Origin of the sequence: uncultured Bacteroides sp. (genome assembly GCF_905207245.1) — a bacterium.
GTDB lineage: Bacteria > Bacteroidota > Bacteroidia > Bacteroidales > Bacteroidaceae > Bacteroides.
In genome coordinates this window covers 15,560-38,613 of sequence record NZ_CAJLKP010000049.1, presented here as the reverse complement: position 1 = coordinate 38,613, position 23,054 = coordinate 15,560, and the positions used below count along the sequence as shown (strand labels likewise).

The 23,054-nt window shown below is 44.7% G+C and carries 26 protein-coding genes; 16 read left to right on the top strand and 10 right to left on the bottom strand.

What is annotated here, in order from left to right:
• Positions 1–22: 22 nt before the first annotated feature.
• Both QZ135_RS15195 and QZ135_RS15190 read left to right on the top strand, forming a co-directional pair.
• Complete coding sequence (locus QZ135_RS15195; RefSeq protein ID WP_294610998.1) at positions 23–1,414, top strand: hypothetical protein; 1,392 nt, start codon at positions 23–25, stop codon at positions 1,412–1,414.
• 152 nt (positions 1,415–1,566) lie between these two features.
• The gene (locus QZ135_RS15190; RefSeq protein ID WP_294610995.1) at positions 1,567–2,496 is read left to right on the top strand and encodes an acyltransferase family protein; all 930 of its coding nucleotides are present in this window, start codon (positions 1,567–1,569) and stop codon (positions 2,494–2,496) included.
• 265 nt (positions 2,497–2,761) lie between these two features.
• On the opposite strand, the gene QZ135_RS15185 is transcribed toward QZ135_RS15190, so the two are convergent.
• Both QZ135_RS15185 and QZ135_RS15180 read right to left on the bottom strand, forming a co-directional pair.
• A complete protein-coding gene (locus QZ135_RS15185; protein ID WP_009132757.1) occupies positions 2,762–3,049 on the bottom strand; it encodes a chaperone modulator CbpM in 288 nt (95 codons plus the stop codon).
• Positions 3,050–3,063: 14 nt separating this feature from the next.
• Entirely contained in the window at positions 3,064–4,035 is a 972-nt protein-coding gene (locus QZ135_RS15180; protein ID WP_294610991.1) for a J domain-containing protein, read from the bottom strand.
• A gap of 314 nt (positions 4,036–4,349) precedes the next feature.
• Between QZ135_RS15180 and QZ135_RS15175 the strand changes: the two genes are divergently transcribed.
• Positions 4,350–6,860: a glycoside hydrolase family 9 protein gene (locus QZ135_RS15175; protein ID WP_294610988.1), complete on the top strand. Its 2,511-nt coding sequence runs from the start codon at positions 4,350–4,352 to the stop codon at positions 6,858–6,860.
• A gap of 190 nt (positions 6,861–7,050) precedes the next feature.
• On the opposite strand, the gene QZ135_RS15170 is transcribed toward QZ135_RS15175, so the two are convergent.
• The 4 genes from QZ135_RS15170 to QZ135_RS15155 form a co-directional block, all read right to left on the bottom strand.
• Positions 7,051–8,070 (bottom strand): low specificity L-threonine aldolase, encoded by a 1,020-nt coding sequence (locus QZ135_RS15170; protein ID WP_294610986.1) that lies wholly within the window; start codon positions 8,068–8,070, stop codon positions 7,051–7,053.
• Between the two features lie 125 nt (positions 8,071–8,195).
• A complete protein-coding gene (locus tag QZ135_RS15165) occupies positions 8,196–8,414 on the bottom strand; it encodes a winged helix-turn-helix domain-containing protein (RefSeq protein ID WP_294610983.1) in 219 nt (72 codons plus the stop codon).
• 264 nt (positions 8,415–8,678) lie between these two features.
• The gene (groL, locus tag QZ135_RS15160; protein ID WP_294610980.1) at positions 8,679–10,316 is read right to left on the bottom strand and encodes a chaperonin GroEL; all 1,638 of its coding nucleotides are present in this window, start codon (positions 10,314–10,316) and stop codon (positions 8,679–8,681) included.
• A gap of 38 nt (positions 10,317–10,354) precedes the next feature.
• A complete protein-coding gene (locus tag QZ135_RS15155) occupies positions 10,355–10,627 on the bottom strand; it encodes a co-chaperone GroES (protein ID WP_005780804.1) in 273 nt (90 codons plus the stop codon).
• Between the two features lie 275 nt (positions 10,628–10,902).
• Here QZ135_RS15155 and QZ135_RS15150 point away from each other — a divergent pair, with 275 nt between their 5' ends.
• On the top strand, positions 10,903–11,754 hold the full coding sequence (locus QZ135_RS15150) for a bile acid:sodium symporter family protein (RefSeq protein ID WP_294610964.1): 852 nt from the start codon (positions 10,903–10,905) through the stop codon (positions 11,752–11,754).
• 176 nt (positions 11,755–11,930) lie between these two features.
• Here the strand turns inward: QZ135_RS15150 and QZ135_RS15145 are convergent, their stop codons facing one another.
• The 4 genes from QZ135_RS15145 to QZ135_RS15130 form a co-directional block, all read right to left on the bottom strand.
• The gene (locus QZ135_RS15145; protein ID WP_009132765.1) at positions 11,931–12,098 is read right to left on the bottom strand and encodes a hypothetical protein; all 168 of its coding nucleotides are present in this window, start codon (positions 12,096–12,098) and stop codon (positions 11,931–11,933) included.
• A 77-nt stretch (positions 12,099–12,175) separates the two neighbouring features.
• Positions 12,176–13,540, bottom strand: coding sequence for a histidine--tRNA ligase (hisS, locus tag QZ135_RS15140; RefSeq protein ID WP_294611015.1), 1,365 nt, complete (start codon positions 13,538–13,540; stop codon positions 12,176–12,178).
• A gap of 54 nt (positions 13,541–13,594) precedes the next feature.
• A complete protein-coding gene (locus QZ135_RS15135; protein WP_294610959.1) occupies positions 13,595–14,134 on the bottom strand; it encodes a hypothetical protein in 540 nt (179 codons plus the stop codon).
• Complete coding sequence (locus QZ135_RS15130; RefSeq protein ID WP_294610956.1) at positions 14,131–14,538, bottom strand: hypothetical protein; 408 nt, start codon at positions 14,536–14,538, stop codon at positions 14,131–14,133. The genes QZ135_RS15135 and QZ135_RS15130 overlap by 4 nt, the downstream gene beginning before the upstream one ends.
• A gap of 236 nt (positions 14,539–14,774) precedes the next feature.
• Here QZ135_RS15130 and QZ135_RS15125 point away from each other — a divergent pair, with 236 nt between their 5' ends.
• The 12 genes from QZ135_RS15125 (at position 14,775) to QZ135_RS15070 (ending at position 23,051) form a co-directional block, all read left to right on the top strand.
• On the top strand, positions 14,775–14,981 hold the full coding sequence (locus QZ135_RS15125) for a hypothetical protein (protein WP_294610953.1): 207 nt from the start codon (positions 14,775–14,777) through the stop codon (positions 14,979–14,981).
• Positions 14,968–15,168, top strand: a complete 201-nt coding sequence (locus tag QZ135_RS15120) for a MerR family transcriptional regulator (protein ID WP_294610950.1) — start codon at positions 14,968–14,970, stop codon at positions 15,166–15,168. Before QZ135_RS15125 ends, QZ135_RS15120 begins: the two co-directional genes overlap by 14 nt.
• A gap of 11 nt (positions 15,169–15,179) precedes the next feature.
• Positions 15,180–15,416 carry a hypothetical protein gene (locus QZ135_RS15115; RefSeq protein ID WP_294610947.1) on the top strand — a complete coding sequence of 79 codons (237 nt, stop codon included), beginning with the start codon at positions 15,180–15,182 and terminating at the stop codon, positions 15,414–15,416.
• A gap of 17 nt (positions 15,417–15,433) precedes the next feature.
• Complete coding sequence (locus tag QZ135_RS15110) at positions 15,434–15,991, top strand: hypothetical protein (RefSeq protein WP_294610944.1); 558 nt, start codon at positions 15,434–15,436, stop codon at positions 15,989–15,991.
• Positions 15,979–17,148, top strand: a complete 1,170-nt coding sequence (locus QZ135_RS15105) for a DUF2800 domain-containing protein (protein ID WP_294610941.1) — start codon at positions 15,979–15,981, stop codon at positions 17,146–17,148. Before QZ135_RS15110 ends, QZ135_RS15105 begins: the two co-directional genes overlap by 13 nt.
• A 157-nt stretch (positions 17,149–17,305) precedes the next feature.
• Positions 17,306–17,866, top strand: a complete 561-nt coding sequence (locus QZ135_RS15100) for a DUF2815 family protein (RefSeq protein WP_294610938.1) — start codon at positions 17,306–17,308, stop codon at positions 17,864–17,866.
• A 71-nt stretch (positions 17,867–17,937) separates the two neighbouring features.
• A complete protein-coding gene (locus QZ135_RS15095; RefSeq protein WP_294610935.1) occupies positions 17,938–19,884 on the top strand; it encodes a DNA polymerase in 1,947 nt (648 codons plus the stop codon).
• 5 nt (positions 19,885–19,889) lie between these two features.
• On the top strand, positions 19,890–20,129 hold the full coding sequence (locus QZ135_RS15090; RefSeq protein ID WP_294610932.1) for a hypothetical protein: 240 nt from the start codon (positions 19,890–19,892) through the stop codon (positions 20,127–20,129).
• An 80-nt stretch (positions 20,130–20,209) separates the two neighbouring features.
• Entirely contained in the window at positions 20,210–20,539 is a 330-nt protein-coding gene (locus QZ135_RS15085; protein ID WP_294610930.1) for a hypothetical protein, read from the top strand.
• A 1-nt stretch (position 20,540) separates the two neighbouring features.
• Complete coding sequence (locus QZ135_RS15080) at positions 20,541–21,209, top strand: hypothetical protein (protein WP_294610927.1); 669 nt, start codon at positions 20,541–20,543, stop codon at positions 21,207–21,209.
• Between the two features lie 292 nt (positions 21,210–21,501).
• Positions 21,502–22,095, top strand: coding sequence for a DNA cytosine methyltransferase (locus QZ135_RS15075; protein WP_294610924.1), 594 nt, complete (start codon positions 21,502–21,504; stop codon positions 22,093–22,095).
• A gap of 212 nt (positions 22,096–22,307) precedes the next feature.
• Positions 22,308–23,051, top strand: a complete 744-nt coding sequence (locus QZ135_RS15070; protein ID WP_294610921.1) for a DNA cytosine methyltransferase — start codon at positions 22,308–22,310, stop codon at positions 23,049–23,051.
• Positions 23,052–23,054: the final 3 nt, after the last annotated feature.

The window sequence follows — 23,054 nt, the reverse complement described above, 5'->3', positions numbered from 1 at the left end:
GCATACTTTAACACACAAACCAATGAAACTGTTTACTATTCTACTATTATTATCATGCTTCATCTCGTGCAGCCTACGCCCCCAAAAGAGCATAGACGACCGCATCAATGAAGCCATTGAACTACAAAAGAACAACCAACCGGAAAAAGCCATGGCAATCTACTACCAGGTGCTTCCGGAGGTGGAAGACCTGAGCAAACGCTCCGTGATATGTTATAATTTAGGAGCAATGTATCTGTGGGACCGTATATTCGATAAAGCATACAATATGTTCTATCAGGCTTACATCTGCGACTCTATTTTAAAAGATACCGTCGCCATGAGTAGTCGGCTTAACCGTATGGGGAGTGCCCTGAACAACATGCAGGACTCCTTAAACGGAGAACGCCTGCAAAAAAAAGCCCTGCACCTGGCATATGCCGTAAACGACTCCGCCATGCTCTGCGAACTGTACAGCCACTTTGAATATGTACACCAACACCTGAGGCAATGGGACTCAGTAGCCCACTACATACAACTTGCCATCCGCTACACTCCCGCAGGCCAATCTCCATCGAAACAATATGCCACTTTGGGCGAAGTATATCGCATGAAAGGCGACGCAGACTCCGCCCGTTATTATTATAAGAAAGGAATAGCCTGCCCGGAAATGGATGCACGGCTGCCGGCTTATTTTTATAGTGCCCAGTTGGAATCACACCTCGGCAACCATCAGAAAGCCTACGAACACCTGCTTGCCTACACTATGAGTGCAGACACTCTCTACGCCCAACAGAAAACCACCGAACTGGAAAAACTGGCTTACCGGCACGAAGCCGAAATGAAAGTGCGCATGGTAAAAGAAAAACAACACCTGTACATCGGCTTAGGCATTTTAATGTTTATAACCGCCGCCTTCATCTTCCTGCTTATCGTACAAACTCTCCGGAAGCGAAAACGTATCATCCGGCTGGAATACGAAAATGAACTAAAAAATCTCCGCGAGAAAATAATCTTGCTGAAAGAGTACTTACACTCCGAAAACCACAAGAAAGAACACATGTTGCAACAAAGGGAAGAGCAAATCAGTCAGTTACGCAGCGTCTTTTTCCGCCGCACTCCCATCTCCCGCCGCCTTGACACTCTTGCCGCCCAAAACAGCAAGGAGAAGAAGAACATCAAAGTGATGACTGAAAAAGAACAGGCAGAGTTGAAACAAGTCATCTTCGAAATCTACGGAGACTACATCAGCCAATTGCAAAATCAATACCCCAAACTGACAGAAGCGGATTTGCTTTACTTCTGCCTTACTTCTGCCGGATTAAGCACTTTTGCTATCGCCCTTTGCTTCGGCAATATCGACACCGGCATCGTTGCCCAACGCAAACGCCGGTTGAAGCTAAAAATGGGAACAGAAGAGGCGGTTGAAGAGTAAAATGTCATAGTTAATTATAATTTCTCACTCATTTACAACGAATTACATTTTACGAATGTCATCCGTTTTTTTTCTTTCTCTGCCCGTACAAGCCTAACTTTGTTGCATCAAAACAATAACTAAACGTATGCAACAAAGACACGAAAACAATCATGAGGAGCCGTATTCAAGAACTTGACTATCTGAAGTGCCTATTTATCATACTCATGGTCATCTTCCACCTAAGCTATATAGGAGGCAAGTATCCGTATGCCAAAAGTATCGTATATACTTTCCATATGCCCGCCTTCCTGCTGATTTCGGGCTATCTGATTAATGTGCATAAAAAGCCGAAAGTTTTTCTGGAAGCGATGACATGGATATTCATCCCATACACCATTATGGAAATCAGTTATGCCTGCATGTCTACGCTGTTTCCCGTTTGGGACGGAATAAAAGAAATCAGTGTTTCAGTTCTATTCAACAAAGTGTTGCTTGCCCCTATTGGGCCTTACTGGTATCTGCACACATTCATATTATGTGGCATGACTCATTATTTCGTGCATACTTATCTTCGGACAAGTTCATTTGTCCGTCTGTTGACAACAGGCAGTCTTCTTTTACTTTTCTCTTCTGTCTTTCATTTGCTGACATTTGCCAATGCTTTCTATTTCATGGCAGGCACTGCCATCCATCTGGGCAAACGTCCGTTCCTATCTTGTTTTCCCGCTTCTTTTCTTGCCATTATCCCTCTGATCTTTCTGTGCAGTCAGCCGGAAAATCTGAATAGAGGCACTTTAGGAGGAATATTAATCACCGGACTGGTCATCAGCTTCTCGCTGTACATCTACAAACATCTTCCCCATACTGTGAAACAGGCTTCCCTATTCATCGGAAAAAACACATTGCCTATTCTTCTTTTCTCCCCTGTTTTTACTGCACTGTCCAAACTCTTTCTACCTTTCTTTTCGTTCGATCCGACAGGGATATGCTTTCTCTGCACCGCCACAGCCACCACCCTGTACGGTAGCATTTTCATAGCATTTTGTCTGGATAAAACATGCCTCTCTGCTTTCTTCTTCGGGAAAAAGATGCTCATATAAAAAATCGGCATTTCAATAGAATTAAATTCATTACCGCTCCAAAATGAGTGAAGTGTTTTTTACCCATTTATCTGAATTTATTACCAACTAAACAACAAAACGTAACAATTTGATTATGAGCGCATATAGACAGGAGCTATCTCAGTCGTATACTTAGGCTACCTCAGTCGTATACTGAGATACCCTAAGTATACGACTGAGGTAGCCTAAGTATACGACCCGGGTTGAATATTGTTTTTTCGTAAAAGAATATTCTTTTCAGATATCATCTGAAAAGCCTCAACTGACTGCGCAACTCATGAAGTTCCCGTTGCATCTCTTCCATACGCTGCAACAGATGATGAATAGCATCGATTCCTTCCATATTGATGGACAAGTCATAATACATGCGGCTGTAACGTTCCACGTCCGGCAGTTGGGTGAACGTCAGATAGCGTTCACCGTCTTCGGTCGTTACATCTATCAGACCACCTTCCTGTAACAAGTCAATAAACGACGGTTCGATGTGGCATTTGCGACAATATTCGCTGACTATGATTAATTCGTTCTGCATGGTGCTACCTCCTTTTAGTTCATACTTTGAAGTTTACGGAACAGCTCTTTCTGTTCTTCCGTCAAGTTCGTCGGTAGTTTCACGGAATAAGTCACAATGAGGTCACCGAACTGTCCTTCTTTCTTATATACAGGGAATCCCTTACCTTTCAGACGGGCTTTCGTGCCATTCTGGGTTTCGGGTTTCACTTTCAATTTCACCTGTCCATTCAAAGTGTCCACCAACTGGTCGCCACCCAAAAGAGCGGTATAAAGATCGATGGGGACATCGACGTACAAGTCATCGCCCAAACGTTTGAACACCGGGTCGTCCGCAATCACAAACGTGATGTACAGGTCACCGGCAGGACCGCCGTTCACACCTTCGCCGCCATAACCTTTCAGTTTGATAACTTGTCCGTTTGCCACTCCGGCGGGGATGGTGATACGCACATTCTTTCCGTTCACGGTCAGAACCTGTTTATGGGTTTGTGCCGCGTCACGGAGAGACAGGCTTAAGTCTGCATGATAATCCTGCCCACGGAAACCGGCATTAGCACCTCCACTACGTCCCCGGTGTCCGAACATAGACTCGAAAAAGTCAGAGAAACCGCCACCGGCACTTCCGGAGAACTCTTGTCCGTCGGACGAATACCAGTAACTACCGTTGCCATCCGAACCATATCCTGTGCCCGAACCGCCGAAGCCACCACCGCCAAAGCCGCCGAAACCACCGGCACCCGCCTCCTGTCGGGCTCGCTTCTGAGCTTCAAACTCATCGGCATGCTTCCAGTGCTCGCCATACTCATCGTACTTCTTACGCTTTTCAGGATCGCTCAGCACTTCGTTCGCTTCATTAATTGCCTGAAACTTATCCTTAGCAGTAGAGTCATTCGGGTTCAAGTCGGGATGATACTTGCGTGCCAACTTGCGAAACGCTTTCTTTATATCATCCTGACTTGCCTTTTTGTCCACCCCAAGGACTTGATAATAATCTATATAAGCCATAGTCTATAAATTTAGTTCTTCTTATATACCCTATGACAAATAACGCACCAAGCCCACCTTTTGAATACTAAAATACGTAAACGAAAATTAAAAAGAAGTATCACAAACTACAACACAAAGATATACAAGCAATTAACCCTTTCACATATTCCTCATTAACACTACTTTAAATTCAAAATAATGCAAACGACACATAACATCTGTTAATTATACCTACTAAAAGTTCCTAAAATAAGCAGAAAACACTTTATTTGTATTTGAATAATGTATTTACAGAGAGCAGAATTCCCCCAACCTTAATATATTGACTTATTATGAAAAGTAACCATTGGCTACTTACGGTAGCACTCACCTTCATCGCCCTGCAGGTAAAAGCAGACGCATGGATACGTATTAACCAACTTGGCTACCTGCCGCAAGCTGTAAAAGTGGCAGTATTCATGAGCGAAGAACCAGCTGACATACAACAGTATGCATTGGTAGATGCCTTCACCGGACAAACCGTCCGCACCTTCACCTCCACCAAAGCCACCGGAAAGATGGGACTTATGAAAAGTACCTATCGACTGGATTTCAGTGACTTCAATCAACCGGGAACTTACTATCTGAAAGCAGGAAAAGCCGTTTCCCCCAATTTCCCTATCAACAACCATGTGTACAACGGCACCGCCGACTTCCTGCTGAACTACATGCGCCAGCAGCGTTGCGGCTACAATCCTTTCCTGAAAGACAGTTGCCATGTGCACGACGGCTATATTCTGTATCACCCCACCAAGACAGGACAGCACATCGACGTCCGCGGTGGCTGGCACGATGCTACCGATTACCTGCAATACACCACTACATCCGCAAATACTATCTATCAGATGATGTTTGCCTATCAGGAAAATCCGGAATCTTTCGGTGACTTCTACGATGCAGCCGGACTTCCCGGTGCCAACGGTATTCCCGACATCGTAGACGAAATAAAATGGGGCCTCGACTGGCTGAACCGTATGAACCCGGCTCCGGGCGAATTGTATAATCAGATTGCTGATGACCGCGACCATGCAGGTATGCGCCTACCCAACAAAGACGAGGTGGATTACGGTTACGGCCCGGGCAAAGGACGCCCCGTTTATTTCTGTAGCGGTGAGCCTCAGGTGCGTGGTCAGTTTATGAATGCCACCACCGGTGTAGCCAGCACGGCAGGTAAGTTTGCTTCCTGCTTCGCCCTCGGCGCGCGCCTTTTGAAAGATTTCTATCCTGAATTTGCTGCCGAAATCGGTGCAAAGGCTGATGCAGCCTATCAGGAAGGCGTTAAAAAACCGGGGGCTTGTCAGACAGCATCCGTCAAGTCTCCCTATATCTATGAAGAAGATAACTGGGTGGATGATATGGAACTCGGTGCCATGGAACTTTTCAAAAGCACCGGAGACTTGAAATATCTGGAACAAGCCGTTGAATACGGACGCCGCGAACCCGTCACTCCGTGGATGGGTGCCGACAGTGCACGCCACTACCAATGGTATCCGTTCATGAACATGGGACACTACCATCTGGCTACCGTTAACAACGACCGTCTCAGTAAAGAATTTATCCGCAACATGCGTGCAGGCATCGTCCGTACTTACGAAAAAGCTGTCGAAAGTCCCTTCATGCACGGCATCCCCTATACTTGGTGTTCAAACAATCTGACCACTGCCATGCTGACGCAATGCCGTCTGTATCGTGAAACAACTGGTGACGACACTTACAAAGAAATGGAAGCCGCCATGCTCGATTGGCTATTCGGTTGCAATCCCTGGGGCACCAGTATGATTGTGGAACTTCCTCTTTACGGAGATTATCCCTCGCAACCGCACTCTTCCCTACTCAATGCAGGTGTAGGCAATACCACAGGCGGCGTAGTAGACGGTCCCGTTTATCGTACCATCTTCGAAAGCTTGCGTGGAGTAAATATGACGGGGATTCCCGGCACTCCCGGTCAGGATTATGAACGTTTCCAGCCCGATCTGATGGTTTATCATGATGCCATCCACGATTATTCCACGAATGAACCGACTATGGACGGAACTGCTTGTCTCACTTATTATCTCTCTGCCATGCAGAAAGAGGGTATGAAGCAAGCAGGCATCCAGGGCGACAAGAATGTATACGTGAACGGAGGTATCATCCGTACCGACCCGTCAAAGAAACAGATAACACTCGTCTTCACTGCCGCCGATAAAGCAGATGGTGCAGATGCCATCATCAGTACGCTGAAAAAGCATGGCATTAAGGGCGGTTTCTTCTTCACCGGTGAGTTTTATGAACTTTATCCTGACGTGGTAAAGCGTTTGCGTATGGAAGGGCATTTGGTAGGCAGCCATAGTTACGGACATTTATTGTATATGCCGTGGGAAAACCGCGACTCATTATTAGTGACTCGTGAAGAGTTTGAACAGGATATGTTGAAGAGCTACGAAGTCTTGCGCAAAGCAGGCATCGAGTATAAAGATGCTCCCGTCTATATACCGCCCTACGAATATTATAATAAGGAGATTGCCGCATGGGCTAAAAATATGGGTATCCAGATTATCAACTATACTCCAGGTACTATGACTAATGCCGACTACACCACCCCGGACATGGGACAGAAATACCGGAGCAGTAAATTCATCTACGATAAGGTGATGGAAGTAGAGAAAAAAGAAGGTCTGAACGGACACTTGATGCTGATACACTTCGGCACGGACGACCGCCGCACGGACAAGTTCTACAACGGGTATCTGGACAAAATGATTAAAACGCTGAAACGGAAAGGTTACACCTTCGTACCTGTCCTTGAGGCGGTAGGGATGTAATCCATACACATAGTTATTAATAAAAAGGTTAGTTAAAGGTTATCATGCAAAGGTATTTAAGGTAAATATTCAATCGGTTTGTTTTCAGTAAACTTTCTCCCACCCCCAAGGGAGAAAGTTTCAAACCAAAGCTCTATGCCTGCGAAGGTCCGGAGCTTTTTTATTTATTGGCAAAAGTAGCTTTACTATATTATAAAGACTCTTTCACCGCCTGCAATAACGATTGGATATCCTCTTCCGTCGTATCAAAAGAAGTCACAAAACGAATTTCATTTTCCGCTTCATTCCAGAAATAAAAGAAGTAAGATTTCATTAGTTTGTCGATGGCCGGACGCGGCATAGTGAGGAATAACTGGTTACTTTCCATCTTTTGAGTGAAATGTATTCCGGGCAATGCTTTCAGACCTTCGTAAAGTTTCTGCGCCATCCCATTGGCATGTGTCGCATTTTTCTTCCAGAGTTCATCCGTCAGATATGCCGTGAACTGGCACGAAAGGTAGCGCAACTTGGAGGCCAGTTGTGCCGACTGTTTCCGCACGTAAAGTGCTTCCTTCTTCAAATCCGGATTAAAAATAATCACACTTTCGCCCAGCATCAGTCCATTCTTTGTTCCGCCGAAACTAAGAATATCAATACCACAATCTACTGTCAGTTCCTTAAAGCTAAGGTTTAAAGCCACGCAGGCATTTGCCAGGCGTGCCCCATCCATATGCACGTACATTCCATGTTCATGCGCCAGGGCAGTCAAAGCCTTCAATTCTTCCGGAGTATATATAGTGCCCAGTTCCGAACATTGGGATATATAGATTGCTCCCGGTTGGGAATGGTGTTGTTCGCCGAAATTCTTCAGATAAGGGCGCACCAATTCGAGAGTAAGTTTGCCATCGGGAGTTGCAATGGTGCGTATCTGGCATCCTGTCATGCGGGCGGGCGCACCACATTCGTCCACATAAATATGTGCTGTCTCCGCACATAGGATTAAATTGTAGGGGCGTGTTGCCAACTGCAAAGCTACGGCATTACTGCCCGTTCCGTTGAAAACAAACAACGGTTCACAATCAGCCGCAAAAGCTTCCTTTATTTTACGGACAGCTTCTTCTGTCCAAGGGTCATCACCATAGCCTACTGCATGATCCTGATTTGCCCGGTTCAAAGCATCCATCACTAATGGATGTACACCGGAATTGTTGTCTGAAGCAAAACTTCTCATAATTACATTGATTTTTCTAAGAATGTGCAAAGGAACAAAATATTATTTGTCGGCAGAAAAAAGAAGCGTGGATTTTTTCTAAATCCACGCTTTCGTTTAGGTTTTCAATCGGTTTGTTTCATTTCTTACCCGATGTAAACATTCACGCCCAAAAAAATGTAGAGCTCTTCGTTCTCCTGGTGCAATACGATTTTGTCCTCACGGGCTAACCATCCCAAGGCAGCTCCCAGTTCTTTGTCCTTCAGCCCGGACTTTCTCTTCAAAGTCCCATAGTCCCATTTGGCATAGTTGCTAAGCAACGCCCAAATTTTGCCTGCGTTCAGGCCGATGTCGCTTTTGTTCATCTCTTTTTTTATTAAAAAGGTTAAATAATTGATTGGTTTTCTGTTTAGGTTAATCCTATTTGCCCCTAAAGGTATCACTTTTAATTTATAAAACACAAAAATCGAACAAAAGATATCTTTTTTAATCTAAATTGTAACAGTTTCGTAATAACATACAGAAAATATGAGAAAATACTGACCAGTAAACAGAAAAAAAGACCACAGTGTCCTCACTAAAGAGAGACACTGTGGTCTTTACTATGATATATTCAGGGAAAACGGCTATTACATCATGCCACCCATACCGCCCATGCCGGGAGCCCCCATTGGCATTTCAGGTTTATCTTCCTTCTTTTCAACGATTACACATTCGGTAGTCAAGAACATGCCAGCGATAGAAGCTGCATTTTCCAAAGCTACGCGGGCTACCTTAGCAGGGTCTACCACACCTGCAGCATGCAGGTTTTCGTAAACATCGGTACGTGCATTGTAACCGTAGTCACCTTTGCCTTCGCGTACTTTCTGCACTACAACAGCACCTTCCTTACCTGCATTGGCAACAATCTGACGCAACGGCTCTTCGATAGCGCGTTTGATGATGTCAACACCAGTAGTTTCGTCGATGTTATCACCCTTGAAGCCTTCCAACACATCGAGCGCACGGATGTAAGCTACACCACCACCCGGTACGATACCTTCTTCAATAGCAGCGCGGGTTGCACGCAAAGCATCGTCTACACGGTCTTTCTTCTCTTTCATTTCTACTTCAGAAGCAGCACCTACGTAAAGAACCGCAACACCACCCGACAACTTAGCCAGACGTTCCTGCAATTTTTCTTTGTCATAATCAGACTTGGTAGCAGCAATCTGAGCCTTGATTTGTTCGCAACGTTCCTTGATATTTTGTTTGTCACCAGCACCGTTTACGATAGTAGTGTTATCTTTAGAAACAGTTACCTTGTCAGCAGTACCCAACATCTCGATGGTAGCTTGTTCCAGTTTCAGACCTTTTTCTTCGCTGATAACCACTCCACCAGTCAATACGGCAATGTCTTCCAGCATTTCTTTACGACGGTCGCCGAAGCCCGGAGCTTTCACAGCACAAATCTTCAACTGAGAACGCAGACGGTTTACAACCAATGTGGTCAAAGCTTCGCTATCCACATCTTCTGCAATAACCAACAGAGGACGACCAGTTTGCACAGCAGGTTCCAAAATAGGCAAGAAATCTTTCAGGTTAGAAATCTTCTTGTCATAAATCAGGATATACGGTTTTTCCATTTCGCATTCCATCTTCTCCGTGTTGGTAACGAAGTAAGCAGAAAGATAACCGCGGTCGAATTGCATACCTTCCACTACACCGATAGTAGTGTCTGTACCCTTAGCTTCTTCGATAGTGATTACACCATCCTTAGAAACTTTGCGCATAGCGTCAGCAATCAGCTTACCGATAACGGGGTCATTGTTGGCAGAAACAGAAGCAACCTGTTCAATCTTATCGTAGTTGTCACCTACTTTTTCGGCTTGTGACTTAATTGAATCAACCACTTTGGCAACAGCCTTGTCGATACCACGTTTGATATCCATCGGGCTTGCACCGGCAGTTACGTTCTTCAAACCTTCAGCCACATTAGCCTGTGCCAATACAGTAGCGGTAGTAGTACCGTCACCAGCATCGTCACCTGTTTTGGAAGCAACTTCTTTCACCAACTGTGCACCCGTATTTTGGTATGCATCAGACAGTTCCACTTCCTTAGCTACAGTCACACCGTCTTTCGTGATATGAGGAGCACCGAATTTCTTTTCGATAATCACGTTACGACCCTTCGGACCGAGAGTTACTTTCACAGCATTTGCCAGTGTATCGATACCTTTTTTCAATTGGTCGCGGGCATCGATATTGAATAATATTTCTTTTGCCATAATGATATTTACAATTTTATGATTTTACAATTACTATATTAACCTAACACAGCGAGCACGTCACTTTGACGCATGATGAGATATTTAGTACCTTCAACTTCCAGTTCAGTACCGGCATACTTGCCATACAAAACAGTGTCACCCGTCTTCAATACCATTTCTTCATCTTTCGTACCGTGACCAACTGCCACAACTTCACCTTTCAAAGGTTTCTCTTTTGCCGTATCCGGGATAATGATACCGCCAATCGTTTTCTCTTCTGCAGGTGCAGGGAGTATCAGCACTCTGTCTGCCAATGGTTTAATGTTCATAGTTCTTTTGTTTTTTTATTATGTTATACATATATATATTATAGTAATGTCTTGTCTCACTTTTGGCGAGACGTAAAACAAATTGCGAAAAGCGTGCCAAACGGCAAAGCTGGATTTCTGTCAGCATAAAACTGACAAATTGGCAAGGAATAAGACAATATTCCATTATCTTCAGAGAAAATAAGCAGTATCTCAGCATAACTTTTTTATGCAAGCATAAAACTTCTGCCTTCGATTTGCATTATCTTTGCACCCTCAAAAAACGATGATAGAACATGAATGCAGTATGGATTGTTTTGCCCATTCTCACTTTATTAATGTTTGAGCTGGGACTTACACTTGAAATTAAAGATTTTAAATTATTTCGTCAACGTCCCTATCCTGTAATTGCGGGATTATTGGGACAGATTGTTTTGTTGCCTGCACTGGCTTTTGCATTAGGCCACCTGTTCCATCTGGAACCTCTATTTTTTATCGGACTGGTACTGATTGCTTGTTCTCCCGGTGGCAGTTCCTCCAACATATTCTCTATGATAGCTAAAGGTGATGTGGCATTGTCTGTATCACTGACTGCACTCAGCAGCATTATCACGCTATTTACCATTCCTGTCATTATGGAATTTGCCACGCAGATTGCCGGAGATAACAGCGGAATAACCATACACTTACCGATTGGTAGCCTCATCGTTCAAAATTTGCTACTCATGCTGTTCCCGATTGCAACAGGTGTTCTGACAAAACGCTTCTACCCTAAAGTTGCCGAACGTATACACAAAATATTATCTAAAGTGGCTTTCCCCGCACTCATTTTATTGGCTACTGTCTTTTTTATCCAACACCACGAAACGATTGCTGCACAAATTGGTCGATTAGGATTATGCATCAGCATGATGATAATACTGGCTATGGGTGGAGGGTATTTAATCTCTTGCCTGATGAAATTGACCCGGAAAGAGCAGCGTACACTCATTATTGAAATAGGTATGCAAAATGCTGCACAGAGCATTGCAATCGCAAGCAGCCCGTTCATATTCAATAATGATATCATTGCTATACCGGCTATTATTTATGCGTTGATGATGAATGTCATATTGTTAGTATATGTGGGTATAGTGAAACGAAGATAATTCACACAAAGCATCATAAAACAATCAAAAGAGTTGGCGTGGCTATCAGGCTGTAATGAATTGATGATTGCTTGGACAAGAAAATAATTACAACAAGAAGTTGACTCCTTGTCTACAGGGAATTAAGTTCTTGTCTACAAGAAGTTAACTCCATAAAATCGGAACGTTAAGTCTGTCTATTCGACATCTAAATCCAGGTCACAACTTAATTCCGTTGAATATCCCTGCCAGAAACTCTTAGTAGAGTGCACCAGAGCACTTCCCATCAAGAAAAGGAATATCACGGCTATTAACGTCATCACCATACCGATGGCTGCGTAATACTTCGGTTCTAAAACATCCATAATAGTTATCTTTGTTAGGTTAATACTACAAAGATAACCAAGATGGATTACAATGGGTTTACTCTTTTATGAAGTTTTTATTTCTTTAAAGTTTGTATCAATTCTTCGGCTGTAACAAGGTTCTGTTCACCAGTTTCCATATTCTTCAGAGTCACCTTGTTTTCATTCATTTCGTTCTCGCCCACCAATGCTACAAATGGAATGTTTTTAGCATTGGCATATCCCATCTGCTTCTTCATTTTGGATGAATCCGGGAAGATTTCAGCACGGATACCTTCTGCACGCACCTTAGCAAGTACATTCAGTGAGAAGGCAGCTTCTTTCTCGCCAAAGTTAATAAAGAGAAGTTGTGTACTGTTCACAGCTTCCTTCGGATAAAGGTCAAGCTGATTCAATACATCGAAGATACGATCGGCTCCAAAAGAGATACCTACACCGGAAACACCTGCCATGCCGAACACACCGGTCAGATTGTCATAGCGACCGCCACCTGTGATACTTCCGATCTGCACATCCAAGGCTTTCACTTCAAAGATAGCGCCAGTGTAGTAGTTCAATCCGCGGGCAAGCGTCAGATCCAGTTCCAGCTCATTTTTCAAACCGAAAACAGACAGAGTTTTCAAGATAAACTCGCTTTCTTCCACACCTTTTTGACCGATCTCACTACCCGCAAGCACTTCTTTCAAAGTAGACAGTTTTTCTTCATTCGTACCATTCAGCAGAATAATAGGTTGCAGTTTGGCAATAGCTTCATCACTGATACCTTTTTCTTTCAGTTCTGCATTCACATTGTCCAAACCTATTTTATCCAGCTTATCAATGGCTACTGTGATATCCACTATTTTATCAGCCTCACCAATAATCTCAGCAATACCGGTCAGAATCTTACGGTTATTAATCTTAATACAAACCCGGATACCAAAACGGGTAAAGACTGTATCAACAATCTGCATCAACTCTACTTCATTCAGTAAAGAGTCACTACCCACTACATCAGCGTCACATTGATAAAATTCACGATAACGCCCCTTCTGTGGACGATCTGCACGCCAAACGGGTTGTATCTGATAACGTTTGAAAGGGAAGGTTATTTCATCACGGTGCATTACCACATAGCGGGCAAAGGGCACAGTGAGATCATAACGCAAACCTTTCTCACAGAATTTACTGGCAAGTTTAGCAGCATTACGACTTAGCAACTCCTCATCAGTCAGTCCGGAAAAGTAGTCACCTGAATTCTGTATCTTGAACAGGAGTTTATCACCTTCTTCACCATACTTCCCCATCAGTGTAGAAAGCATTTCCATTGCAGGTGTTTCTATCTGCTGAAAACCATAGAGGTGGTATACATCGCGAATGGTATTGAATATATAGTTACGCTTCGCCATCTCTACTGGCGAAAAGTCACGGGTTCCTTTGGGTATTGCGGGCTTATTATAAATCATTGTTTATCAATTATTTAAGTTATCACTAAATTTCTTTGCTGAAAATTTGCATTATTCTATCGTAAAATCAAATACGCCAGTGTAACCGGCAACACCATTACGAACCGACATAATGCAGTATTCGCCGGCCGGGCCGGTAACGGTTATTTCGTACACGTTATTACGTAGCTGCTTATATTCTACATTAACGTCCTTTGCTTTGCCAGCCCCTAACTTAGAACCTATAATAGAAACGGAAACAGTCGTTAGATAGCGATTTCCTTTCTTAACATCAAACCTGCCTACATTAAAATCTTTTGCGGAATATGAGGGAGTAAACATATAATATTTGGCGGCATCGTAGGGTGACGGCGTACCAAAGTATAGCCGGAATGTAGCAGACCCATTAAACCGGTTTGCGCTGGTTGCACCCTCAAATACTAATTTAGCTTTACTCCTAAAACCACCGCTAATTTTTGTTTGATTGTAATTAAGTACCTCTATCCGGTTAGTCACACCATTACGGACGGAGAAAACGCCTATACTATCTGTTTGCGCTTTCGCACTGATAGCGGCAAGCAACGCCACTATAAAAATTGCTATCGTTTTCATTTGGATTTTAGTATTTCTATTAAGGAGGTTATTTGATTATCGCGAGTTGCTATTTGCTTATCTTTTTCCTCTAACTGAGCGAGCAGCCTAATAATAACCGCGCTATCATTTATTTTACTTCCTATATTGCTGTTATTATTATTTTGGGCTACCGATATACTCTTTTCCGGTGTGTCTATAAACATTTCACCAGTACCAATAATCAGCCAATCCAAATTTATTTTAGGTGACGATATTTCGGCTATTTTTCGTATAACATCATAACCGGGTGCTACCTCTTTTTCGCCTATTATGCTGTTAATTGTGGTACGACTTATGAATGTAGCTTTAGCCATAGCCGTTATATTTCCATTATATAACTTTTCTGCTATTTCCTTAATTCTTTCATTTACAGTTGTTTGCATAAAAGCATATTATTTTTATAAAATATATGGCGATATTTCGCCGTTTTTATTTGGCAGTGACGATATATCGTCTTATATTTGCACCCAACAAACTAATAAACGAACAAAAAGGGGCAAAAGAAAGACTGCCGACCTAAAAAGCCGGTTATCCATATCCAAATTATCCGCTACAAAGGTAGGCAGTTTTTTCTATTGCACCAACAAACGAATTAAGTTTTTATCTAAAAATGGAGATTATGGTACAGAAAGTTACAGAGAAAATTACCCGTGAACGCCTGCGAGCAATGCACGACGGAGAGCAGATTACCGTAAAATGTACGGACGGCTACGATTTGGAGAGCCAAAAAAATACGGCCTATGCCATGAAGAAGTTAGAAAATTGCCGATTCAGCTGCAAGTCTGACGGATTAACGCTAACCGTAACACGCTGTGGTATCAACTAAACCGGTTTGCGAACCCGATAGACGCTACAGCCAAAAAGAAGCGGCACTGATATTAGGTGTAGAACGCCACACTATCAGACGCTGGGAAAATGACGGCTGCATACGCTTTGAGGTGCGCAAAGCCGGACGCACAAAGTTTACAACCGGGCGGCAAATCCTAAAATGCTGGGAAGCCACCTACCTATAAAAGATTAAGACATGAAAAAGATTTTAACAAATTACCGCTACTACGTTTTAGCCGCTTTAGCTACTGTAGCCGTTTTGGGCATTTTCGCAGTACCTATTGACAACCTGCCGTTTGCCTGCTGGTGCTATGTCCTTATTTCGTCTAAGGTTATCGGCTTCGCCGCTGCCTACCTATCCGAGAAACTAATAAAGCGTTGGGAGAAACTGGGTACTATCCCGGAATTGATAGACGCAGTAAATAATTATTAATTAAACATTTACAGATTATGCAACCTATTCAGATTAATGTATCGGTTAATATCGGTGTAAACCAAGAGTTGCACGGGCTTTTGTCAGCACTGCTTAACCATCCGCAGGTTGAGGCTGAAACCGCAGCCCCTGCACCGAGAAAACAGAGAACTGCCAAAGCGCAGCCAGTAGTAGAAAAAAAGCCGGAAGCCCAACCACAACCGGAGCCACAGCCGGAAACGACAAAGGAGAAAGAAGAAACGCCGGAGCCTCAACCCGAAACGACAGCGGAAGAAACAGAACCTGCCGCAAATCCTACGCCGGGAACAAAGGAGTACACCGAGGTAGATGTACGTGCCGCTATGGATAGAACGCGCAAACGTATCGAGGGCGAAAACTACAAGGAGCAGACAGACAGCGAGGGTTACAAAAAATGGCACAGAGCATTAACCGGCTGGTTTAAGAATACCGCCGCACTCTGTGGGGCTGAAAAGCCAAGCGCATTGCCGGACAGTAAAAGCCGCTACGAGTTTATCAGCTGCTGCGATGAGGTGTATGTAAAAGATGATGAATTAACCTATAAATGTCCGTTTTAACTATGGGAGCACACGCATTATTAAGCCCGTCCGCAGCGCATAGGTGGATTAACTGCGCCGCAGCCCCGCGATTAGAGGCAAACGTAATAGACAGCGGCAGCGACTACGCCGCCGAGGGTACATTAGCACACGCCTACTGCGCCAAAAAGTTGAAAGATTTTTTAGGACTGCCAAATGAGGCGGAAGCAAAAGAGATAGCCGAACTAAAAGACCGCTACCATACTGGCGAAATGGACGAATATACAGACACCTACAAAACGCTGGTACTGGAGAAATTCAACGAAGCACGTGCGGCAACCAAAGACACGCAGCTACTTATAGAAACCCGGTTAGATTTCAGCGCGTACGTGCCGGACGCTTTCGGAACGGCTGACGCTATAATTATCGCCGACGGCACTATGGAGGTTATAGATTTTAAGTACGGAAAGGGCGTTAAAGTGTCTGCCTATCAGAATCCGCAAATGCAAATCTATGCGCTGGGAGCTTATGACAAATTCAGTTTCGAGTATAAGATAGACCGGGTACGTATGACGATTATACAGCCGCGTATCGCCAACCTCAGCGAGTATGAGTTAAGCGTATCTGATTTATTAGCGTGGACTGATACCGTGCTAATCCCAAAAGCAAAACAGGCATACGAGGGAAACGGGCCGCAAGTACCGGGCGACTGGTGCCAATTCTGCAAAGTGAAAAGTAGCTGCCGCGCCTTAACGAAAAAATGTATTGAGGCTGCAAAGAACAACCCCGACCCGAAGCTAATAAGCCCGGACGAACTGGCTACGGACGTACTGCCTATTTTGGCAACCGTAAAGACATGGTTATCCGGTGTAGAGGACTACGCCCTACAGCAGGCGTTATCCGGCGTACAATTACCGGGCTGGAAAATCGTAGAGGGGCGAAGCGTCCGAAAGATTACCGACCAAGACGGCGCAGCCGTGGCACTTAACAAAGCGGGTTACAAGACTTCTGAGATTTTCAAACCACAGGAACTACGCACTATTACCGAATTGGAGAAAATGGCAGGAAAGAAACAGTTTGCGGTGATTTGCGGTGACTTCATAGAGAAGCCACAGGGCAAACCGACACTGGCACCGGAAAGCGACAAACGCCCGGCCATAGACCCATTAGCGGACGATTTCAAAGACGTAAATGTATAAGCTATGCAGATAGTATTTGATTTTGTTATGCAGCACCCCGTTTGGGCTTTGTACATAGCCATTCTATTAGGCATAGCGGTACACGGATTTAGAACTAACAAAAATAATTAGTAAAGCGGCCCGGCGTATTCCGGGAGTGGATAATAAGTTTAACAGTATGATTACACCAATCGTAAAAGACACTAAGGTAGTGTTTGGCCCGTGTAGATTAAGCTACACACACGTTTTTAGCAAGTATGCGCCCGACGGCGACGCTGCTAACGGTAAGTATATGACAAATGTACTGATACCGAAAGAGGAAAAGGAAACCGTTAAGGCTATCCAGCAGGCTATCGAGGCCGCAAAGAAAGCCGCTACAGCCTCAAAATGGGGAGGTAAAGAACCTAAGAAGTTGGATTTGCCGCTACGTGATGGCGATACAGACAAAGACGACGACGAAGTTTATGCAGACCATTTCTATGTAAATGCTAAGAGTACCACGCGCCCCGGAGTTTGCGACAAAAACAAATCGCCTATCATGGACGAAGAAGAAATATATAGCGGCGTTTGGGCTATCGTTTCTGTAACATTCTTTGGCTACGATGTAAGCGGAAACCGCGGTGTGGCGTGCGGCCTAAACAACATTATGAAATTTAAGGACGGCGAGCATTTTGGCGGCAGAGTTTCAGCGGAAAGCGACTTTGCGGACATTGATATGGAGGACGACGACGATTTGTAAAAAACAGCCTAACCCATGCGGGCTAAAAACCTGCATGGGTTATTTAACAACCCTAAAAAAGATTATAGCGTATGCACGAAATAGGAATAGACATAGAAACTTATAGCAGCCACGATTTGAAGAGCTGCGGAGTTTACCGATACGTGGAAGCGGACGACTTTACGATATTGCTATTTGCGTACAGCGTGGACGGCGCACCCGTACAGTGCTGTGATTTCGCACAAGGTGAAACACTGCCTGCCGAGATTATGGACGCTTTGAAAAATCCGGCGATTATCAAAACTGCTTTCAATGCCGCATTTGAACGTGTATGTATAAGTCGCTATTTTGGCTGGAATCTGTTAGACCCTGCGCAATGGCGTTGCACTATGGTAAGGGCCGCCCGTATGGGGCTGCCGCTATCGCTGGAGCAATGCGGTGAGGTGCTGAGGCTGGAGAGTGGAAAGATGAAAGAGGGTAAAGCCCTAATAAGGTATTTTTCCACACCGACAAAAGGGAAAAGACACCTACCGGCAGATGCACCCGACCGCTGGGAAGTATTCAAGCATTACAATATCCGCGACGTTGAAGTGGAGCAGCAGATATTAGCTAAAGTACGCAGATTAGAACCTGCCGCATTCGACGAAGAACTGTACACAGCAGACCAGCGTATTAATGACCGTGGGGTATTATTAGACCGACAGTTAGCGGAAAACGCTACACGTATTGACGACGAATATAAAGCGCAGCTTCTTAATGAGGCAAAGGAACTTACCGGAATGGAAAACCCAAACAGCCCGGCGCAGATTAAAGAATATCTGCACCATGCTACCGGCTTATCTATCGACAGCCTCAACAAAAAGAATTTGGACGACATAGAAAGCCAGCTAACCTATTGGCCCAAAGCGCAGAAAGTATTAAGACTGCGCCGAGAAATGGGTAAAACCTCAACAAAGAAATATAACGCTATGCTGGAATGTGTATGCGATGACGGACGAATACACGGACTACTACAATTTTGCGGAGCAGCCCGTACCGGACGCTGGGCCGGTAGATTGGTGCAGGTGCAGAACTTACCGCAGAACCATTTACAGGATTTGGACTATGCGCGCCAGTTGGTTAAGTCCGGGGATTTGGACGATTTCCAACTGAACTACGCAAACCCTACGTATGTGCTTTCAGAGCTTATACGTACTGCATTTATCGCAAAGCCCGGCTGTACTTTCCACGTCTGCGACTTTTCAGCTATCGAGGCACGTGTAATAGCGTGGCTATCCGGTGAGCAGTGGGTTATCGAGGTATTCCGGGCCGGAGGCGATATATACTGCGCTGCCGCCGCACAGATGTTTAATTGCAAGGTGGAAAAGCACGGGCAAAATTCTGAGCTTCGCCCAAAAGGTAAAATCGCCGTGCTTGCATTGGGCTATGGTGGTGGTGTTGCGGCTTTGGAAAATATGGGCGGTAGCCGTATGGGGCTGACAGAGCAGGAGGAAAAAGATATTACGATGCGTTGGCGTGCGGCAAATCAGCATATAGTCCGATTTTGGGGGGTTATCGAGGCAGCGGCAGTCAAAGCCATAAAGACAGGCGAAAGCGTGACTATCCACCGTGGTATCGTAGTGTCTTTCCGCTGGGGTATGCTGCTAATAACATTGCCGTCCGGGCGAACTATCTGCTACCCACGTGCGACAATCGGAATAGAACGTAACGACGGCTGGAGGGGTGACCACGAAATTATAGAATACGAGGGGCTGAACCAAACTACCAAAAAATGGGGCAAGATACGCACATACGGCGGCAAACTCACTGAAAACGTAGTACAAGCTATAGCGCGCGACATTTTAGGGCTTATCATTCTAAGGGCTGAGGCTTTAGGGTTTAATATCGTCTTTCATATCCACGATGAGATAGTAGTAGAAGCAGAACCCGGCCAAAATCTGCAAGACGTGGAACGTATTTTTAGCAAACCTATCGACTGGTGCCGTGACTTACCACTGAAAGGCGCAGGATATACGACACCCTATTACTTAAAAGATTAGAGGGCATGGCATATACAATTAAAAACGAAGATGCACTGCGAGCGTCTATAAACCGTGAATTTATAATCCGGTTAGGCTTTCCGAAAGAACGCCGGACGCAGTTAGTAGGTTTTGCCAAATTCTGCATGATTGTAGGTAATCTGCACGCAGAGCATTACAGCAACAAAGCACTAAAGAGTAACAAGCACGCGCCGACATTTAGAGGACGCGCAGGCGCATTATCCGTTACCTTTTACCCACGATAAGGGAAAATATCAGCGGGCGGTACAAAACGCCTAAAATCAAAAATAAGACAGTTATTTAACACTTATAAACAAGCGAAAATATGAATAAGAAATTTTTGAGATTCCGATATACTGCTATAAAACGATACGGTGACAAGCACTGGACGGCGCATACGGATTACATAGAGTTTAACCCTAACTATACTGTAAGCTGCGGGGGTTGCGAAAAAGGAGATTTCGGCGGCGGTAAGGATTTGCCGTTTATCGTGGAATTATCCAACGGAACTAAATTTTTGTGTTTTATGCACAATTACGGCACCGGCGTAGAGGACGAAATACTAAGCGAAAAGGGCGAAGTAGCCAACAGTTACGTAGCCGACGAGTGCCACGCCAAAGTTAAACAGAATATCAACAAACTAAATACCTACTAAAATGAACACTTTAACAGAAAAACAAAATTTGTGTTACGATTTGCTCAAAGCAAATAACTACGATGTGAAAAACGCTAAAGCGTGCTACGACTTTGTAACAGCCCCGGAGCCTCAGCCGACAAAGACCGCTAACGGATTGGCAGACGGTGTTTATTTGATACGGCACGACGACACCGCCGTACTGTTTACCGGGCAAACCCTTACCGACACAGAAAAGAGCCTATACAAAGGCGTAGGCGTTAAGTTGGGTAACAAGTCGCTGGCCGTCGCTATGGGTGATATGACAGAGGACGAAATAACCCTTACCAAGGAACAAGGCGGCACACGCTTTATTACCAAGTACCACGAAGCCGTAGCAGACTGGAACGGTAAGGAAAACACCGACGATATACGCGGTATTCTTAACGACGATATTTTGCTGTCAGACGGCGAGTATATCCCAAGTTTGGGCGAGCTGTATTTTATCCTGCTGCATATCCGCGACATTAACGCCGCTTTGGAGGCTATCGGAGGTAAACTGCTTTGCGGTTGGTATTGGGCCAGCACACAGTACAGCGCGACCTACGCGTGGCTTCTGTACCTCGGCAATGGCTTCGCGGGCAGCAACACTCGGGCAACGAACCAGGACAGAGTTAGGGCCGTTTCAGCATTTTTACCGCTTAACAGTTAATCTTTAGTAGTTAATCTTTGCCCGGCGCAAGCCGGGCGCATTAAATCCCTATTCTATGAATATCCGAGAAAAGCAGCTATCATTATTTGACACTGAACCCGATGCAATTGCGGGGGGGGGTAACGTGCAGTTTGGAACACGACAAACCGAAACTGGCTAAATGGCGTGTGCATTTCAAAAACGGAAACTGCCGCGATGTATGCGGCTGGTGTGTTAAGCGATTCCAAACCGGAGGCAACCACGCCAATATCGTAGAACGAATAGAAAAACTAACAAAGAAAATGATTATCAGATGATAGTATTAAGTTTATTTGACGGCATGAGCTGCGGACAGATTGCACTACACGAATTAGGCGCACAGATAGACCGCTATTATGCCAGCGAGGTAGATAAATTCGCTATCGCCCAAACGCAGTTAAATTTTCCGGAAACGGTGCAGCTGGGTGATGTGAGAAACATAGACGCACGGAATTTAGGCAAAGTGGATTTACTACTGGGCGGTAGTCCATGCCAGTCGTTTAGCTTCGCCGGAAAGCGTGTAGGAATGAGTACCAAACAAAACGAAGAAATATACACCTTAGACCGTTATTTGGAGCTAAAGCGTGCAGGCTTTGAGTTTGAGGGGCAAAGTTACCTATTTTGGGAGTACATACGAATACTGCACGAACTCAGAGAAGCCAACCCTAACGTATTCTTTTTGCTGGAAAATGTGGAAATGGGTAAGAAATGGGAAAAGGTTTTATCTGAGGCTATCGGATTGCAGGGCGTACACATAAATAGCGCGTTAGTATCGGCGCAAATTAGAAAACGGATTTACTGGACTAACATACGCGCAGCCCGGACGGAGGGGGGGGGTGTTTACAGACATTCCACAGCCCAAAGATAAAGGAATACTACTACGGGATATTTTAGAGGACGACGCAGATGTGGACGAAAAATTTTATCTGAAAGCCCAAACCGTGCAGAACCTTATAGCCCACAAAATACGTAATGAAGCCGCCGGATGCGGCTACGGCGCGATATTTCACGTAGGGGGGGGGAAGATGCACGCGATTAAAGTAGGCGGTAAAGGTGTGGACGATTTAGTTAAGGTGTAGAATGAAAGAACAAAGCAAAGGAGGTTTAGACCACCTGCTAAAAAACATAAGAAGCATTAACGGAAAAGCCACGGCATTTTTGGCTACGTCCTATAAGGGTGCATGGGCTAACGGAATGACATTAATTTATAGAAGTATGGAAACAATATGCGTAGCGTCGAGAGGTAGGCAGACAGGCGGAATAAACAAACAGCATTTAGAAGTTTGTCCGGTTGCGGGTAAAACAAACTGCCTAACTACCGTAGCAAAAGATAATTTAGTTATGGAACTAAAACAAATAAACCCAAGTACCGAAAGCAATAACGGACAGCAACCATACCAGCAAAACCGGGTATATGATGTTAGCCACAAATCGCCTGCGCACTGCGCCGGGCTTACAGGTGGTGGCTACATGGTAGCCGATGAACAACAACCCGACGGGCGTATTAGACGGCTGACACCGACAGAGTGCGCCCGATTACAGACGGTACCGGATTGGTATAAATGGCGGTGTAGTAGCACCCAACAATATAAGATGCTGGGTAATGGTTGGACGGTTGAGGTTATAAAACATATCCTATCATTTCTACCGGACTGCCTGCTGTACCACGAAAGTATGGAAGCCACCACGGAACCGGAAAAGGAACAAAAATGCGGTAACTGTGCGCTTTGCGTGCATACGTATTTAGGCGGTGAATGTGGACTAACGGATAATCCGGTAGATTATATGCAGGACGGTTGTATAGACTATATAGCAGAGGACTAATAT

Coding starts and splice junctions, on each gene's coding strand:
- QZ135_RS15195 (WP_294610998.1), top strand. CDS start 23: ATGAAACTGTTTACTATTCTACTATTATTATCATGCTTCATCTCGTGC.
- QZ135_RS15190 (WP_294610995.1), top strand. CDS start 1,567: ATGAGGAGCCGTATTCAAGAACTTGACTATCTGAAGTGCCTATTTATC.
- QZ135_RS15185 (WP_009132757.1), bottom strand. CDS start 3,049: ATGCAGAACGAATTAATCATAGTCAGCGAATATTGTCGCAAATGCCAC.
- QZ135_RS15180 (WP_294610991.1), bottom strand. CDS start 4,035: ATGGCTTATATAGATTATTATCAAGTCCTTGGGGTGGACAAAAAGGCA.
- QZ135_RS15175 (WP_294610988.1), top strand. CDS start 4,350: ATGAAAAGTAACCATTGGCTACTTACGGTAGCACTCACCTTCATCGCC.
- QZ135_RS15170 (WP_294610986.1), bottom strand. CDS start 8,070: ATGAGAAGTTTTGCTTCAGACAACAATTCCGGTGTACATCCATTAGTG.
- QZ135_RS15165 (WP_294610983.1), bottom strand. CDS start 8,414: ATGAACAAAAGCGACATCGGCCTGAACGCAGGCAAAATTTGGGCGTTG.
- groL (WP_294610980.1), bottom strand. CDS start 10,316: ATGGCAAAAGAAATATTATTCAATATCGATGCCCGCGACCAATTGAAA.
- QZ135_RS15155 (WP_005780804.1), bottom strand. CDS start 10,627: ATGAACATTAAACCATTGGCAGACAGAGTGCTGATACTCCCTGCACCT.
- QZ135_RS15150 (WP_294610964.1), top strand. CDS start 10,903: ATGAATGCAGTATGGATTGTTTTGCCCATTCTCACTTTATTAATGTTT.
- QZ135_RS15145 (WP_009132765.1), bottom strand. CDS start 12,098: ATGGATGTTTTAGAACCGAAGTATTACGCAGCCATCGGTATGGTGATG.
- QZ135_RS15135 (WP_294610959.1), bottom strand. CDS start 14,134: ATGAAAACGATAGCAATTTTTATAGTGGCGTTGCTTGCCGCTATCAGT.
- QZ135_RS15130 (WP_294610956.1), bottom strand. CDS start 14,538: ATGCAAACAACTGTAAATGAAAGAATTAAGGAAATAGCAGAAAAGTTA.
- QZ135_RS15125 (WP_294610953.1), top strand. CDS start 14,775: ATGGTACAGAAAGTTACAGAGAAAATTACCCGTGAACGCCTGCGAGCA.
- QZ135_RS15115 (WP_294610947.1), top strand. CDS start 15,180: ATGAAAAAGATTTTAACAAATTACCGCTACTACGTTTTAGCCGCTTTA.
- QZ135_RS15110 (WP_294610944.1), top strand. CDS start 15,434: ATGCAACCTATTCAGATTAATGTATCGGTTAATATCGGTGTAAACCAA.
- QZ135_RS15105 (WP_294610941.1), top strand. CDS start 15,979: ATGTCCGTTTTAACTATGGGAGCACACGCATTATTAAGCCCGTCCGCA.
- QZ135_RS15100 (WP_294610938.1), top strand. CDS start 17,306: ATGATTACACCAATCGTAAAAGACACTAAGGTAGTGTTTGGCCCGTGT.
- QZ135_RS15095 (WP_294610935.1), top strand. CDS start 17,938: ATGCACGAAATAGGAATAGACATAGAAACTTATAGCAGCCACGATTTG.
- QZ135_RS15090 (WP_294610932.1), top strand. CDS start 19,890: ATGGCATATACAATTAAAAACGAAGATGCACTGCGAGCGTCTATAAAC.
- QZ135_RS15085 (WP_294610930.1), top strand. CDS start 20,210: ATGAATAAGAAATTTTTGAGATTCCGATATACTGCTATAAAACGATAC.
- QZ135_RS15080 (WP_294610927.1), top strand. CDS start 20,541: ATGAACACTTTAACAGAAAAACAAAATTTGTGTTACGATTTGCTCAAA.
- QZ135_RS15075 (WP_294610924.1), top strand. CDS start 21,502: ATGATAGTATTAAGTTTATTTGACGGCATGAGCTGCGGACAGATTGCA.
- QZ135_RS15070 (WP_294610921.1), top strand. CDS start 22,308: ATGAAAGAACAAAGCAAAGGAGGTTTAGACCACCTGCTAAAAAACATA.